Here is a 15,692-nt window from a genome sequence, read left to right on the forward strand (position 1 = left end):
GGGCAGACCGTTAGTCGCGGACGGGTCTCATTTCGAGCCGTTCACTTTGTTTCCATAGCCGTTCAGCCGTTTCTCGATGGTCTGCGTGTCAAGCGGCGCTGACACACGTAATGCACGCACGAAAGCGCGGCGCCGGATCGCGGCCTCCACACATTCGCTTGTCTCATGCACCCACGCGCCTCGTCCCGGCATCACCGCACGTTCGTCAATGACGAGCGTTGAGTTGATTGATACCACTCTGAGAAGAGCGGTCCGAGAGTCCCGCGTGCGGCATCCGACACACGTTCGTACTGGTCCCATCCTACACCCCGACAGCGACGGGCCGATTGTCAGCTGTCTTCCAAGATGCTGTCAGGTTGAATGTCAATCTTGGCTCCGGTGAGCTTGGCCGCGAGGCGTGCGTTCTGGCCTTCTTTGCCGATCGCCAGCGACAGCTGGTAGTCGGGAACGAGCGCTCGCACCGCTTTGCTCGAGAGATCCAAAACGAACGAGGACGTGACCTTAGCCGGTGACAGCGCGTTGGCAACGAACTTTGGCAACTCCGGATCGTAGTCGACGATGTCGATCTTCTCGCCAGCAAGCTCTTCAGTCACGGCTCGCACGCGGCGCCCCAGCTCGCCGATGCAAGCGCCCTTCGCGTTGATGCTCGGGTCGTTCGCCTTCACCGCAATCTTGCTGCGATGGCCGGCCTCACGGGCAAGCGAGACGATCTCGACGACGCCGCTGGCTATTTCAGGAACCTCAAGCGCGAAGAGTTTGCGCACCAGACCGGGGTGGGTGCGAGAGACAGTGATCTGCGGGCCCTTAGTGCCCTTAGTCACGCCGGTAACGTACACGCGCAACCGCGAGCCGTGAGTGTATTCCTCACCAGGCACTTGCTCTTCCGGCGGCAGAATCGCCTCGACGGTGCCCAGATCGACGTGCACCATGCGCGGATTCGGGCCTTGCTGGATCATGCCGGCGACGATGTCGCCCTCTTTGCCCTTGAACTCCCCGAGCACTGCGTCATCTGCGATGTCACGCAGGCGCTGGCTGATGACCTGCTTCGCGGCGAAGGCAGCAATGCGGCCGAAGTTCTCGGGCGTGCTTTCTTCTTCACCAATGACGACATCTTCTTCGTCGAGCAGCGGAATGAACACAGCAACGTGGCCGGTCTTGCGGTCGAGTACCGCGCGCGCACCTTCGTGCAGTTCACCATCAGGAGTGGTGTGCTTAGCGTAGGCGGTGAGAATCGCCTGCTCGATGATCCGCACGAGTTCTTCGAAGGGAATCTCCTTCTCCCGCTCGACGGTCCTCAACAGTCCCAGATCAATGTCCACAGGTGCCTCCATATTCAGCTCTTACCGACGCATCGGGCCGCCGGAACCCTACAACGTTACAGGATGAGACGGCGGTGCTAGCTGAGAGATATCGACACGAGCAATTTTCACGTCGCGCTGGCGAAAATCGACATCTCGCCTCCATACTGAGCGCATGGATGCAGTGACCGAGTGGATGGCAGTGTGGGGCGACAACCTCTGGACGTGGATTGTGCTGCCGGTGGTGGTGGGGCTCGGGCTCTACTTCACCATCCGCTCGAGGGGCGTGCAGTTTCGCCTGATTCCGGAGATGTTCAGAACACTGACAGACAAGACCCCGCGCGATGAGAATGGCGATCCTCAATCGGTATCCGCATTCCAAGCGTTCACGATCTCGGCGGCATCACGCGTCGGCGTGGGAAACATCGCCGGCGTAGGGACGGCAATCGCGCTCGGCGGCCCGGGGGCCGTTTTCTGGATGTGGCTCATGGCTCTCATCGGCGGAGCATCAAGCTTCATTGAATCGTCCCTCGCCCAGCTCTACAAGACGCGCGACAAAGACGGGTTCCGTGGCGGTCCCGCTTACTACATGCAACGCGGACTCGGTGCTCGATGGATGGGCATCGTTTTCGCGATCATTCTGATCGTGTGCTTTCCGATCGCCTTCTCATCGCTGCAGGCCAATACGATCCAAGCCACGATCGCGGGAAGCATGGGTGAGAGCGCAGCCGACTGGCTTGCTCCGGCGACAGGCGTTGGCCTTGCGTTGCTCATGGGCCTCGTCGTGTTCGGTGGGGTCCGGCGCATCGCGTCGGTAACTCAGGCCTTGGTGCCCGCGATGGCGGTGCTCTACCTAATCATCGGAATCGCAATCGTGGCGATGCACTTTGATCGCATTCCTGTCGTCATCGCCTCTATTTTCGCCGATGCCTTCGGCTACAACGAGGTCGTCGGCGCCGCGCTCGGTTACATCATTCTGACCGGCGCTCGGCGCGGAATGTTCTCAAACGAGGCCGGATTGGGTTCTGCCCCCAACGCAGGAGCATCCGCTGCGGTTACCCACCCCGTGAAGCAAGGTCTCGTACAGACGCTCGGCGTCTATTTCGACACGTTCCTGGTCTGCACTATTACGGCGTTCATCATCTTGGTCTCCGTCCCTGACCTGTCCGCGGCCACGCAGGGAATCGGTCTCACGCAAGACGCGATCACGAGCACCCTGGGCGACTGGGCAAACGTGTTGCTCATCATCATCATCTTCTTGTTGGCGTTTTCGTCGATCCTCGGCAACTACTACTACGGTCAGTCGAACATCGAGTTCATCACTTCTCACCGCGGCGTACTGCTGGGCTACCGCATTGTGGCGATTGTGTCGGTCTTTGCGGGCGCGCTCATTTCGGCTGGTGTCGTGTGGACCTTCGCCGACGGTGTGATGGGCTTCATGGCATTGACCAACCTCGTGGCGATCGCTCTGCTGTCGGGCATCGCCTTCAAATTGCTAAAAGACTACTCACAGCAGCGGCGAGAAGGACTTGATCCTGTGTTCACGAGCGACCGACTGCCGGAGGTCAAGGGGGTAGAGGTGTGGGAAGACGCTCTCTCGGTCACCGGTCCGATCGACTTGCCGACAAAGAAGCGCCAAGCCAACAAGCACCGCGATCACCTGCACGGGGCCCCACACACGGATTGACGATCCAGGACCGCGACCCTGGCTCTCTGCGAGACCGCGAGGATTCAGGGGTCTATGGCATCGATCTGAGGCGCGGTCTGAAGCGAATTGATGCCGCGTATCAGCGTATGTAGTGCGCCGATCTTGAACTGGTTCAGCGTAAGAACCAGTCGCGGCAGTTCGACTTTGTCACCGTCAGTGATCTCGTGTCGGTGTGGCGCGCCTCGTTCGATACGGCCTTCCGCCAGCAAGTCAGCGAAGGACTCATTGAGGGAATCTATCTCTGCGTCTGTCGGCTGGGCCTTGAGCCGCAACACCAGCCGACCGTCCACCCAACGCAGCGAATCGTAGTTGCGCCAGAACCCGGTGATCTCGGCTGCGGCAGCATCCACAGAATCCGTGACAAAAACACGATCAAAGTCGTTCGGTGAGACGACCCCAGAGGCAATGAGATGCTCATCGATGAAGGTTTCCAACCCCTTCCAGAATGTTCCACCAGGTGCGTCGAGCAGCACAATCGGCGTGGGCTCTGCCTTGCCCGTTTGCTGCAACGTGAGCAACTCGAACATCTCATCGAGAGTGCCGAACCCGCCCGGCACGCACACAAAGCCCCGCGACTCCTTCACCAGCATGAGCTTGCGCGTGAAGAAGTACTTCATCGCAACGTTTGCACCGCCGGCGATGATCGCGTTCGGCTTGTCTTCGAAAGGCAACCGAATCGAAACGCCGATTGAGCGGTCTGCGCCGGCACCTTCGGCAGCAGCCTGCATGATTCCTGGGCCTGCCCCGGTGACGACCATCCAGCCTTGGTCAGCAAGCACAGCGGCAACAGCCGATGCCTGCTGATACTGCGCATCGTGCGATTTTGTACGAGCTGAGCCGAAAATGGTGACCTTCGGAATACCGACATACGGCGCGAACAGACTGAATGCTGCCCGCATCTCAGTCAATGCAGCCGAGGTGATCTTGAGGTCAAGTCGATCGGCTTCGTCGAGCCCCAGACCCACGCCGGTCGCCAAAATCCGCGCGACAAGGTCGGCGTTGCGGGTGATCCCCGCGTCGTCGATGAGCGTGCGTAGGTCATCGGTGGCTTCGGCTGGAACGGATGCGCTATCGGGCATGCACCAAGCGTGTCATGCCGAACGTCCTCTCGGCGAACGACGCGTGAACGAACGCCGATCTAGCGGGGCAGACGACCGAACACGTCGCCCACCGCGATGGTCTCGCGCTCACCGGTTTGACGGTTCCACAGCTCGACTTGGCCGTCCGCGGCGCCGCGGCCCACAATCACGATGTATGGCACGCCGACGAGCTCGGCATCGCCGAACTTGACGCCGGGCGACACCTTGGGTCTGTCGTCGTAGAGAACGTCAATGCCAGCGGCTTCGAGTTCTTGTGAGAGCGAATCAGCGACTTCGAAAGCCACCTGATCCCGCCCTGCGGCGACGACGTGCACGTCGAACGGTGCGACAGAAGCGGGCCAGATGAGGCCCTTTTCGTCGTTGTTCAGCTCGGCGATGATCGCGAGAATGCGCGTGACGCCGATGCCGTACGAGCCCATCGTCACGGTCACGAGCTTGCCGTTCACGTCGAGCACTTTGAGCCCGAGCGCCTCGGCGTACTTGCGCCCAAGCTGGAAAACGTGTCCGATCTCCATGCCACGGGCAAGCTCAACCGGTCCCGAACCGTCGGGGGCCGGGTCACCGGCGCGTACCGAGGCGACCTCAACAACGGCGTCAGCGGTGAAATCGCGGCCCGCTACCAGTGAGTGCACGTGCTTCTGGTCGAGGTTCGCTCCCGTGACCCATGCTGTGCCATCGACCACTCGCGGGTCGAGAACGTACCGGATCCCCGTCGTCGACTCCTCACCCAGCACAGCGCCAGCCTCTGACCAGGGGCCGATGTAGCCCTTGACGAGCTGCGGATACTTGGCAAAGTCCTGCTCGTTCGCGGCCTCGACGGTGGCGGGGGCAAAAGCAACCTCGACACGCTTGTCGTCGACATCGCGGTCACCGGGTAGTCCCACAACCACAAGTTCACGGGTCCCGTCGAGCTGCGTGAGTGCGAGCACCACATTCTTCAGGGTGTGTGCCGCAGTCCATTCGCTCACGTCCGCCGTCGCGGGTCCAGCAACCCCCGCGCTCGGGGCAGGTAGCTCTGCATTGCAGTGGTCAACGAGCGTCTGAATTGTGGGGGTGTTCGGCGAATCGAAGATCACCGGCGCTCCGAACCCCTCGAAGTCAATGCTGTCGGGAACCACCGTGGTGAATGCTTCCACGTTCGCCGCATAGCCGTTCTCCGATCGCACGAAGGTGTCTTCGCCGACAACCGTCGGGTGCAGGAACTCTTCTGAGCGAGAACCGCCCATAGCTCCGGCGTCTGCTTGAACTATGACGTACTCAAGTCCGAGCCGCTGGAAGATGCGCTCGTAGGCATCGCGCTGCGCCATATAGCTCGCGTCAAGCCCCTCGTCTGAGGCGTCGAACGAGTACGCGTCTTTCATCGTGAATTCACGTCCGCGTAGCAGTCCCGCGCGAGGACGCGCTTCGTCGCGATACTTGTCTTGAATCTGGAAGATCGTGAGAGGCAGGTCCTTGTACGAGGAGTAGAGGTCTTTCACCAGCAACGTGAAGACTTCTTCGTGGGTGGGCGCAAGGAGCATGTCTGAGCCCTTGCGGTCTTGCAGGCGGAAGAGGCCATCGCCGTACTCTTCCCACCGACCGGTGACCTCGTAGGGCTCGCGCGGCAGCAGGGCGGGAAAATGGACTTCGAACGCGCCCGCATTCGCCATCTCTTCGCGGATGATGGTCTCGAGCTTGGCTTTGACGCGCAGTCCGAGCGGCAACCACGCAAAGATACCGGGCGCTTGGCGGCGAATGTAGCCCGCGCGCACGAGCAGTCGGTGCGACGCGACCTCGGCATCAGCCGGGTCTTCGCGGAGTGTGCGGAGGAAGAAGTTCGAAAGACGTGTGACCACGATCGTCCATCCTAGTTGTGCGCGCTCAACCGCGGCGGCCAGCGTGCAACGCCAGACGCACAACAAGCCCGACGAGAAGCGCCCAGAACGCGGCGCTCACTCCCGCGATCGCCACGCCAGATGCCGCGACAAGAAAAGTCACGACCGCGGGCATGCGCTCACCAGGGTCATCGATGGCCTGTTGCACCGCCGAACCAAAAGCTCCGAACAAGGCGATACCTGCAACGGCGGGAATCACAGCGGCTGGTGCCAACAGCACGAGTGCCACGAACAGTGTTGACACTGCGCCGAGCAGCATGGCCGTCGCACCGGTCGATACCCCCGCTACCCAGCGTCGTTTCGCGTCTGCATCAGCCTCGGGAGCGGCGGCGAGCGCAGCGCTGATGGCCGCGAGGTTGATGGTGTGACCGCCGAATGGTGCACCCAGTGCGGTACCGACTCCCGTGACGAACATGGCCGGGCGCCAAGGGACTTCGTAGCCGTAGCTGCGCATGATCGCGATGCCTGGAACATTCTGCGATGCCATCGTCACCAAGAACAGCGGGAGCGCGATGCCGACGATGCCCCCGAACGTGAACGTCGGCGTGGTGATTTCGAACGCCGGGATGAGGGTGGTCGAGTCAATCACCGTTTGGCTGGTCACGAGGTGAACACCCACGACGATTGACGCTGCGACAAACGCAAGGGGCACAGCCCATCGCGGCGCAAGGCGCAGGAAAACCAGCCAGGTGAGGATCACCGGCAGTACGCCCCACGGATTCGTCACGACACCGCTCACCGGGGCCAGGCACAGGGGAAGCAGCACGCCAGCCAACATTGCCTGGGCGATAGACGGCGGAATGCGGGCAATCAGGCGACCGAGCTGCGGCCACACGGCGGTGAGCAGAATCAGAGCGGCAACGACGAGGAATGCTCCGACGGCCGCCGACCAGCCACCCTCGATGAGCCCTGTCGCAGCGAGGAGTGCAGCGCCGGGAGTCGACCAAGCCACAGTGATCGGCATGCGATAGCGCCACGCAAGCACAATGCACGACAGCCCCATCATCAGGCTCAACGCCAGCAAGCCGCTCGCTGCTTGTGCGGGCGAGGCCCCAACGGCAGCGAGGCCGGTGAGCACAACAGCAAACGAACTTGTGAACCCGACCAGCGCGGTGACTATGCCCGCGACGATGGGTCGCGACAGCGGGTCCGCGGCGGGTGCACTCACCTGACCACGCTAGTGGATCTGGGGCCTTTCCTACGCCGCGCAGGCGGCGCTAAAACTCCAGGTCCGCCAGCACCTCATCGATCATGCGCAAACCCTGCTGCTCAAAGGCCGGGTCGCCTGCTTGGTAGGCCCATGCCGCGGTTTCGATCGCTTGGCGCAAGCGAATCGTCAGCCATTCCTGGTCATCGCGAGGGTCGATGCCATAGCCCTCTATGAAGGCCGTCTCGCAGGCAGGATTCTGCAGCCACTCCTGCGCTGCCATGCGCGCGAAGTCCGTCGCTGCGGGGCGGTGCCCGAACCGACCGAAATCAACGAAACGCACCTCGCCGTCGTCAAGCAACCAGTTGCGGGGCTGAAAGTCGCCGTGGGTTGGCACGAGCGGAGCGGTGACTCCGGGAAGCACGCTGAGCGCGTATCGCAGCCGCTGCACTGCGTCGGCATCGATACGATGCGCGGAGTCGAGCCATGCTGAGGCGCGCCGGGTCTCTTCTTCGTCGCTATCGAATGGGTCAATCGCACGCTGGTCGTGAAAGATTCGCAGCAGCTCGCCAGCGCGCCGATGCACCTCAGGGTCGATCGCTGCTTCGCTGCCGGCGATGAGATCACCGGGAAGGTGCTCAAGAAGCAGAATGTTGGCGTCGCTGTCAGCATGAAAAGTCTTGGCTGCGACGCCAAGCTCAACCCATACGTCTGCCCAGTGCTGGCGTCCTTCGATCTCTCGAGTGACGTTGTGATCGCCACGCTCACCGGCCTTCACCACGATTTCGGTGTCTCCGGCTCGAGCAAGCAACACCGTTGTACCGCCCAATCTCCAACTTAGGTCTGCAACGAGTTCAGCGGTGGGCTCCCACTGTTCGATCAGTGTGCGCTGTCGAGGCGACAGTCGCGTGGAGCGGGAAACAGCGAAGAGTGGATCTGGTGCAGACATGAGATTAAGCGGTGATCACCTGCGCGGTTCCTGGAGTGGCGTCTGGACCCATCTCATCAGCGATGCGACGCGCCTCTTCGATGAGCGTGGCGACGATCTCAGATTCGGGAACGGTCTTGATTACCTCTCCTTTGACGAAAATCTGCCCCTTGCCGTTACCGGAAGCAACGCCGAGGTCTGCCTCTCGCGCCTCGCCGGGGCCGTTCACGACGCACCCCATGACGGCGACACGCAGCGGCACTGTCATGTCTTTGAGGCCCTCGGTCACATCTTCGGCCAAGGTGTACACGTCGACTTGGGCGCGGCCGCACGAGGGACATGAAACGATCTCGAGCTTGCGTTCGCGGAGATTCAGCGACTGCAGGATCTGGTGCCCCACCTTGACTTCTTCGGCTGGCGGTGCCGAGAGCGAGACACGAATCGTGTCTCCGATGCCCTCACCGAGCAGGATGCCAAAAGCGGTTGCACTCTTGATCGTGCCTTGAAACGCAGGTCCTGCTTCGGTGACACCGAGGTGAAGGGGCCACTCACCGCGCTCTGCGAGCAGCCGGTAGGCCTTGACCATCACAACCGGATCGTTGTGCTTGACCGAGATTTTGAAGTCGTGGAAGTCGTGCTCTTCGAAGAGGGATGCTTCCCACACGGCGCTCTCCATGAGCCCCTCGGGAGTCGCCTTGCCATACTTCTCGAGAATGCGACGATCCAACGAGCCTGCGTTCACTCCGATGCGCAAAGACACTTCGGCTGCTTTTGCCGCCGCAGCGATCTGACCAACCTGGTCGTCGAACTTGCGGATGTTTCCCGGATTGACACGCACCGCAGCGCACCCTGCGTCGATGGCCTGAAACACGTACTTCGGCTGGAAGTGAATGTCGGCGATCACCGGAATCTGGCTTTTCGCCGCGATGATGTGCAACACATCAGCATCTTCTTGAGTCGGCACCGCGACGCGCACAATTTCACACCCAGAAGCGGTGAGTTCCGCGATCTGCTGCAGAGTGGCATTGATGTTCGTCGTCGGCGTGGTCGTCATCGACTGAACGCTTACGGGGGCGCTGCCACCCACCAGTACTTTGCCGACCTTGATCTGTCGGCTCTTACGGCGGGGGGCGAGGACTACGGGAGCTTTGGGCATCCCCAGATTCACGGCTGGCACTCCCCCAGCCTACGCCGCACAATCGCGTGTGTGCTGGGAAGCGCACCTTGTCATGCAGATTCCACGCAAACGTACCGACCTTCACGCTTGTGGTAAGTTCGCCCCATGTCCGCGCACACTTCCTGGTGGCTCACCGTATAAGCGGTGGGTTTGTGCGACTACAGACCGCCCACGGGCGGTCTTTTTCGTAGGGCGGCCGCCCCCACGACGAAAGACCGACGATGACCGGGTATACCCCCTTCTCTCTCCGCGAGCTAGCAGCAAACGGCACGCCATTCGCACTCATCTCACGCGATGAGTCCACCGTCGAACTCCTCCTCGGCGATGTTGTTGACGTTGAGCTGCTTGCTGACATTCCTCTCGTCGACGGGCGGGGCACGCCGCGAGAGGTTCTAGCGCTCGTGCCGTTTCGCCAGGTGCGCGAACGCGGTTTCGAATGCCACGACGATGGCGCCCCGCTGCGCTGCATCGTGGTGACAGATCACATCACACTCAACCGCGCAGACGTCATCGACGCGCTCCCCTCTGAGACCATCGCTCTTGCCGACGCGGGCTTCGATATCGACGATGAGGACTACGCCGACATCGTGCGCCGGGTAATCTCGGAGGAAATCGGCCAGGGCGAAGGCGCCAATTTTGTCATTCGTCGAGACTTTGTTGCGGCCGTCACTGCCGATGCCGCAACAGCGGCGCTCACTTGGTTCAAGGCGCTGCTTGAGCATGAACGTGGCGCGTACTGGACGTTCGCGATCGTTACGGACGGTCATGTCGCCGTGGGAGCCAGCCCCGAAGCTCACGTCAGCGCTCAGAGCGGCGTCGTGACGATGAACCCGATTTCGGGAACTTTTCGTCACCCTGCCGGTGGGGCGACCGCAGAAACGCTGACGGACTTTCTCGAGTCGACCAAAGAAACGGAAGAGCTCTTCATGGTCGTCGACGAAGAACTCAAGATGATGAGCGCCGTGTGCTCAGATGGTGGTCGCATCACCGGTCCGCAGTTGAAGGTGATGTCGAGACTGACACACACCGAGTATGTGCTGCGAGGACGCAGCAAGCTCGACCCGCGCGATATTCTGCGCGAGACGATGTTCGCCCCCACGGTCACCGGTTCTCCCATGCAGAACGCGTGCACGGTCATCACCCGCCACGAGTCGACCGCACGCGGATATTATTCTGGCGTCGCTGCATTGTTCACGCCTCGCGAGAATCCCGCGGCTGACGAAGCTACCCACGATCTAGATGCGCCGATTCTCATTCGCACCGCCTATCTCGAAGACGGGCGTTTGCGCGTGCCAGTGGGCGCCACGCTCGTGCGCCATTCCGATCCGTACGGCGAGGTCGGCGAGACGCATGGAAAGGCGGCCGGCGTTCTCGGCGCTATCGGTGCGATCGAGCTCGACAACGCCATGGCACCGATCAGCGCAGCGACAGCAGTCAGCGTCGACGCGATCGACGAGGATGCTCCCGCACTCCAACCGAGAACCCTCGCTGAGGATCCAACTATCAGCACGCTACTCGCCTCACGCAACTCTCGTCTTGCCGCGTTCTGGCTGAACCCTCAAGGGCGCGACGGCGCTGGTCCGTTCGCCGGGCATCGCGCGGTGGTCGTCGATGCCGAAGACCGCTTCACGACGATGCTCGCCCACCAGCTGCGCCACCTCGGTCTGAGCGTGCAGATTGCGCCATGGGACAGCGTCACCGACGAGCAGATCGATGCAGCCGAGCTGGTGGTCTCGGGCCCCGGACCGGGCGACCCTCGTGATCCAGACAGCCCCCGCATGCAGCGAGTGCGCGAGATCGTCGCGCGACGGCGTGAGAATCACTCCCCGCTTCTCGCGGTCTGCTTGAGCCACCAGGTGCTGGCTGACTCGCTCGGAATCGACCTGGCTCCGCTGGCTACTCCGCACCAGGGTCTGCAGAAGTCGGTCGACATCTTCGGTGTGGACGCCTCAATCGGCTTCTACAATACGTTCACCGCTCAGGTTTCTCCCGGCACAACGCATGTCGATGAAGCTGAGATTGCGGCCGACGCGGCTGGGTCCGTGTATGCGTTGCGCGGGCCCGCTTTCGCCTCGGTGCAGGGGCACCTCGAGTCGATCCTGTCGCGTGATGGCATGGCAACCCTCGAACGACTGGTAGGCCAGGCGCTCAAGCCGGTTTCTGCCTAGCCAAATCCGAACGCGTCGCTCAGAACAACGACATCGGGTTGATCAAGTCAGACAGAATCAGCACGGCGCCCATTGCAATCAGTGCCACTACGACAACAAACGTCACCGGTACGAGCTTGGTCGCATCGACAGGCTTCGGCGGCGGCAAACGGAAGATCTTCGCCCACATGCGTTTGACGCCGTCCCACAGCGCTACCGCGATGTGACCGCCATCCAGCGGCAGCAACGGCACCAGGTTGAACACGAACAGGGCAATGTTGAGCGATGCGAGCAATGACAGCAACGCCGAAACACGATTCAAAATGGGCGCCTCGGCGGCTGCGACTTCGCCCGCGATAACGCTGACACCGACAACGCTCAGCGGGCCGTCGGGGTCTCGCTCTTGCCCCGTGACAGTGTCAACACCTGTCTCCCAGATCCTTACCGGCAGCTGCCAGATGATGCCCGCAACTGCGCCTACGTTGGTTGCCGCCATCTGGGCGCCGCTCCACACTGGCTGACGCTGAAAATCCACTACCGGGCTGATTCCCACGATGCCCACAACCGACGTCTCGGGCTCACCGTTCGCGTCGACAACGGGAAGGCCATCAGCATCCACCACTTGTCGTTCTACTGCGGCGGGGGTCAGCACTATGGTGTACTCGGCGTCGTCTCGCAGCACGACAACCTCGATGGGTTCATCCGCGGAGTCTCGCACCGCGGTCGACACCTCAGTGAAGGTCGAGATCTCGGCGCCGTTGATAGCGATGATCTCGTCGCCAGCCTGCAGTCCTGCCGCCGCTGCGGGCGCCGCCGGATCAGAGTCCACGCATTCGGTGCGGGTGCTATCTGCGGGTATGCACTCGCTCACCGAACCGATTGTCGTGGTCGCGGTTTGCACGCCGATCCCCGAAAGCAGAATTGTGAACAAAACGATCGCCAACACCAGGTTCATGAACGGTCCGCCGAGCATGATGATCACGCGTTTGTAGACGGGAAGCTTGTAGAACACTCTCTGGTCATCGTCGCCGACCAGCGTCTCATCGTTGGCTGCTCGGGCGTCCTGCACCATCGTGGCGAAGAATCCGCCGCCAGCGCGGCCTGCGCGAGCCGAGTTCGGAGAGGGCGGATACATACCGGCCATCGAGATGTAGCCGCCGAGCGGAATGGCCTTGACCCCGTATTCGGTTTCGCCCTTGCGCTTCGACCACAGCGTCGGCCCGAAGCCGACCATGTACTGTCCGACCCGAACACCAAACTTCTTTGCCGGTACCAGGTGGCCAATCTCGTGCAACGCGATCGACACAGCTAGGCCCACGACCATGAGAACGACACCGATGATGAACGCAATGACTTCCACACGCTCACGGTACCTGCACAAACCTACGAGTTGGCCGTGTCCGCGACATCGCCTGCGTGAGACGCGGAACACGCGCACGACGAGCAGAGTGACCCCATGAAAATGGTGAGGAGGATATCCACGCGCAGGCGCCATCCCACCGTAATTGCGATCAGATTCACTTCAGTCGGGATGAGAGAATAGACGAGATATGTCGAATGACTCACCCTCGAACCTGCCGCCGGTGCTGCGCCCGGCCTCACCGCCGACACACCAGCTGAGCGACCTTGCCGCGCATTTCGGCACCGAAGTTCGTGGGACCGTGTCGGGTGTCACGCTGAGCGGCATCACCCTCGCGACCGCAGATCTGCGTCCCGGCGATGTGTTCGTTGCGGTCAAAGGTGTGAACCGCCACGGCGCCGAGTTCGCTGTGCAGGCTGCGGCTCGAGGAGCCGTCGCCGTTGTCACGGATTCAAGCGGCGCCGACATTGCGGAGCAATCGGGACTGCCCGTGGTGCTGGTAGACGATCCACGCGGCGTCTTGGGCGAGTTATCGGCCTGGGTGTACTCGACCGGGCCTGCAGACGACCTGCCAATTCTGTTGGCGACGACGGGCACAAATGGCAAGACGAGCGTCTCTCATCTGCTCGAAGGCATCCTCGGCCAGCTGGGCGCCACGACAGGGTTGTCTTCCACCGCCGAGCGTCATATCGCCGGTGAAGTAATCGTGTCGCGCCTGACCACCCCAGAGGCGTACGAAATGCACGCTCTGCTCGCGCTAATGCGAGAACGAGGAGTCGAAGCTGTCGCCGTCGAGGTGAGCGCACAGGCGCTTTCGCGACACCGCGTTGACGGAATCATGTTCGACGTTGCCGGCTTCACCAATCTGACCCATGATCATCTCGATGACTACGCAGATATGCGCGAGTACTTCGAAGCCAAAATCCCGCTGTTCCGCTCCGATCGCGCGCGCCGTGCCGTTGTTTGCGTCGACGCGCCATCCGGCGAGGAAATCGTCGCACGCAGCGAAGTGCCGACGGTCACTGTCGGCACCCCGGCTATCGCCGAGAACGCGGCTGCCGCGAGCAATGCAGACTGGATAGTCGATATCCGCGAGGAGCGACAGGATGGCACCGAGTTCACGCTACGCGGTCGCGACGGTCGCACTCTGACCACAACCGTTCCCGTCATCGGTCGCCACATGGCGGCCAATGCAGGCCTCGCGATTGTGATGATCCTTGAAGGCGGCTATGCGTGGGAGCGACTGGTCGAGGCGCTCGATGGGTCACGTATTGACGCGTATCTTCCCGGTCGCACCCAGCGCGTCTCTGGAGACGCAGGCCCGGCGGTATACGTCGACTTCGGGCACTCCCCCGATGCATTCGAGAAGACCCTCGCCGCGGTGCGTCGTGTCACCCCGGGCAAAGTTGTCATGTTGTTCGGAGCTGACGGCGATCGTGACGCGACCAAGCGTTACGACATGGGTCGAACCGCGGTGGACGGCAGTGACATTCTGATCGTCACCGACCATCATCCCCGCAATGAAGAGCCCGATTCGATACGCGCCACGCTCATCGAAGGCGCTCGTCGGGCTCGCCCAGACGCGGATATTCGCGAGTATTCGCCGCCCGAGCGGGCCATTCTCGAAGCGATCGCGCTAGTCGGCGACGGCGACGCGATTCTTTGGGCGGGGCCAGGCCACCAGGATTACCGAGATGTTCGTGGCACTCGACAGCCATATTCGGCTCGTGAGCTGTCACGCCGTGCGCTCCAAGCCGCTGGCTGGGACGTTCCCGATTCGGTATGGCCGGTTCCCTATCCCGCCGATGAGACCCCGCTGTCAGATCCCACGCGTCCGCTCTACTAGCCGCTCAGGCACGGTTACCGCGTGGCGAACGCCTCGATGGCGGCGTCCGCATGCTCGCGTGCCCAGCGCTCAGCTTCCGCGAGGGACTCACGAGTGAGCTCCGCTGGCGCCTCATGGTCATCGACGACGCGCTGCACGGTTTCGACGATCCCGGTGAACGGAAGTTTTCCGTCGTGGAACGCATCAACCGCTTGCTCGTTCGCCGCGTTGAATACGGCGGGAAAGGTGCGGCGCGCACGTCCCACACTTTTTGCAAGCCGCACTGCAGGAAACGCCACCTCATCCAGGGGCTCGAAAGTCCATGCGGTCGCTGTCGTCCAGTCCAAGGGATGCCCCACGCCCGAAACCCGGTGCGGCCAATCGAGTCCGAGTGATATCGGCAGGCGCATGTCGGGCGGAGACGCCTGCGCGATCGTCGAACCGTCGTTGAATTCGACCATAGAGTGCACGATCGATTGAGGGTGCACCACCACGTCGATATCGCCGTAGGCAACGTCGAACAGCAGGTGCGCTTCGATCACCTCGAGGCCTTTGTTCACCAGCGTCGCCGAGTTGGTCGTGACAACACGCCCCATCTGCCAGGTCGGGTGCGCGAGCGCCTCGGCGGGAGTCACCGCCGCCAGCGATTCGTAGTTGCGCCCGCGGAACGGTCCCCCAGAGGCGGTGAGCACGAGCCGTCGCACCTCAAAATTGTCGCCGGCGCGCAGCGCCTGCGCGATTGCCGAGTGCTCAGAGTCAACCGGGACGAGCTGGCCCGGTGCGGCGAGGGCCGTGACGAGGTCGCCACCGACGATCAAAGATTCTTTGTTCGCAAGGGCAAGCGTGCGGCCGCACTCAAGTGCCGCTAGCGTCGGCCCGAGTCCCACCGAGCCGGTGATGCCGTTAAGCACAACATCGGCCTCGACGTCGCGCACGAGCTGTTCGGCCTCGAGCGCGCCGAGCGCAACATGCTCTACGCCGAACTCGGCGGCTTGGGCCTGAAGAGCATCGCGATTGGAGCCCGCGGCAAGCCCCACGACTTCGAACCGGCCCGCATTCGCTCGAATGACATCGAGCGCTTGTGTTCCGATCGAACCCGTGGAGCCAAGGATGAGGATGCGTCGCATA

At 62.1% G+C, this 15,692-nt stretch carries 12 protein-coding genes; 3 read left to right on the forward strand and 9 right to left on the reverse strand.

The genetic code is table 11. The features are described 5' to 3' along the window. Positions 1 to 27: 27 nt before the first annotated feature. Both AB0O81_RS02930 and nusA read right to left on the reverse strand, forming a co-directional pair. On the reverse strand, positions 28 to 300 hold the full coding sequence (locus tag AB0O81_RS02930; protein WP_363581078.1) for a YlxR family protein: 273 nt from the start codon (positions 298 to 300) through the stop codon (positions 28 to 30). Between the two features lie 29 nt (positions 301 to 329). After that, positions 330 to 1,319, reverse strand: a complete 990-nt coding sequence (nusA, locus tag AB0O81_RS02935; RefSeq protein WP_363581080.1) for a transcription termination factor NusA — start codon at positions 1,317 to 1,319, stop codon at positions 330 to 332. A 154-nt stretch (positions 1,320 to 1,473) separates the two neighbouring features. On the opposite strand from nusA, the gene AB0O81_RS02940 reads away from it, so the two are divergent. Continuing rightward, a complete protein-coding gene (locus AB0O81_RS02940; protein ID WP_363581082.1) occupies positions 1,474 to 2,985 on the forward strand; it encodes an alanine/glycine:cation symporter family protein in 1,512 nt (503 codons plus the stop codon). 44 nt (positions 2,986 to 3,029) lie between these two features. Here AB0O81_RS02940 and AB0O81_RS02945 read toward each other — a convergent pair whose 3' ends face one another. The 5 genes from AB0O81_RS02945 to ispG are packed head-to-tail and all read right to left on the reverse strand — an operon-like array spanning position 3,030 to position 9,211. Next, on the reverse strand, positions 3,030 to 4,085 hold the full coding sequence (locus AB0O81_RS02945) for a TIGR00730 family Rossman fold protein (RefSeq protein WP_363581084.1): 1,056 nt from the start codon (positions 4,083 to 4,085) through the stop codon (positions 3,030 to 3,032). 59 nt (positions 4,086 to 4,144) lie between these two features. After that, on the reverse strand, positions 4,145 to 5,941 hold the full coding sequence (locus tag AB0O81_RS02950) for a proline--tRNA ligase (protein WP_363581086.1): 1,797 nt from the start codon (positions 5,939 to 5,941) through the stop codon (positions 4,145 to 4,147). A gap of 25 nt (positions 5,942 to 5,966) precedes the next feature. Beyond that, a complete protein-coding gene (locus AB0O81_RS02955; RefSeq protein ID WP_363581088.1) occupies positions 5,967 to 7,148 on the reverse strand; it encodes a benzoate/H(+) symporter BenE family transporter in 1,182 nt (393 codons plus the stop codon). 49 nt (positions 7,149 to 7,197) lie between these two features. After that, the gene (locus AB0O81_RS02960) at positions 7,198 to 8,076 is read right to left on the reverse strand and encodes a phosphotransferase (protein WP_363581090.1); all 879 of its coding nucleotides are present in this window, start codon (positions 8,074 to 8,076) and stop codon (positions 7,198 to 7,200) included. 4 nt (positions 8,077 to 8,080) lie between these two features. Further along, a complete protein-coding gene (gene ispG, locus AB0O81_RS02965) occupies positions 8,081 to 9,211 on the reverse strand; it encodes a flavodoxin-dependent (E)-4-hydroxy-3-methylbut-2-enyl-diphosphate synthase (RefSeq protein WP_363581751.1) in 1,131 nt (376 codons plus the stop codon). A 242-nt stretch (positions 9,212 to 9,453) separates the two neighbouring features. Between ispG and AB0O81_RS02970 the strand changes: the two genes are divergently transcribed. Beyond that, positions 9,454 to 11,400, forward strand: a complete 1,947-nt coding sequence (locus tag AB0O81_RS02970) for a chorismate-binding protein (RefSeq protein ID WP_363581092.1) — start codon at positions 9,454 to 9,456, stop codon at positions 11,398 to 11,400. 19 nt (positions 11,401 to 11,419) lie between these two features. On the opposite strand, the gene AB0O81_RS02975 is transcribed toward AB0O81_RS02970, so the two are convergent. Beyond that, a complete protein-coding gene (locus AB0O81_RS02975) occupies positions 11,420 to 12,739 on the reverse strand; it encodes a site-2 protease family protein (RefSeq protein WP_363581094.1) in 1,320 nt (439 codons plus the stop codon). 190 nt (positions 12,740 to 12,929) lie between these two features. Between AB0O81_RS02975 and AB0O81_RS02980 the strand changes: the two genes are divergently transcribed. Then, complete coding sequence (locus AB0O81_RS02980; RefSeq protein ID WP_363581096.1) at positions 12,930 to 14,585, forward strand: UDP-N-acetylmuramoyl-L-alanyl-D-glutamate--2,6-diaminopimelate ligase; 1,656 nt, start codon at positions 12,930 to 12,932, stop codon at positions 14,583 to 14,585. A gap of 14 nt (positions 14,586 to 14,599) precedes the next feature. On the opposite strand, the gene dxr is transcribed toward AB0O81_RS02980, so the two are convergent. Then, positions 14,600 to 15,691 (reverse strand): 1-deoxy-D-xylulose-5-phosphate reductoisomerase, encoded by a 1,092-nt coding sequence (gene dxr / locus AB0O81_RS02985; RefSeq protein ID WP_363581098.1) that lies wholly within the window; start codon positions 15,689 to 15,691, stop codon positions 14,600 to 14,602. Between the last annotated feature and the right edge of the window lies 1 nt (position 15,692).

Source organism: Microbacterium sp. NPDC076911 (genome assembly GCF_040687125.1).
GTDB lineage: Bacteria > Actinomycetota > Actinomycetes > Actinomycetales > Microbacteriaceae > Microbacterium.

Coding starts and splice junctions, on each gene's coding strand:
- dxr (WP_363581098.1), bottom strand. CDS start 15,691: ATGCGACGCATCCTCATCCTTGGCTCCACGGGTTCGATCGGAACACAA.
- AB0O81_RS02945 (WP_363581084.1), bottom strand. CDS start 4,085: ATGCCCGATAGCGCATCCGTTCCAGCCGAAGCCACCGATGACCTACGC.
- AB0O81_RS02930 (WP_363581078.1), bottom strand. CDS start 300: ATGGGACCAGTACGAACGTGTGTCGGATGCCGCACGCGGGACTCTCGG.
- AB0O81_RS02960 (WP_363581090.1), bottom strand. CDS start 8,076: ATGTCTGCACCAGATCCACTCTTCGCTGTTTCCCGCTCCACGCGACTG.
- AB0O81_RS02980 (WP_363581096.1), top strand. CDS start 12,930: ATGTCGAATGACTCACCCTCGAACCTGCCGCCGGTGCTGCGCCCGGCC.
- AB0O81_RS02940 (WP_363581082.1), top strand. CDS start 1,474: ATGGATGCAGTGACCGAGTGGATGGCAGTGTGGGGCGACAACCTCTGG.
- ispG (WP_363581751.1), bottom strand. CDS start 9,211: ATGCCCAAAGCTCCCGTAGTCCTCGCCCCCCGCCGTAAGAGCCGACAG.
- AB0O81_RS02970 (WP_363581092.1), top strand. CDS start 9,454: ATGACCGGGTATACCCCCTTCTCTCTCCGCGAGCTAGCAGCAAACGGC.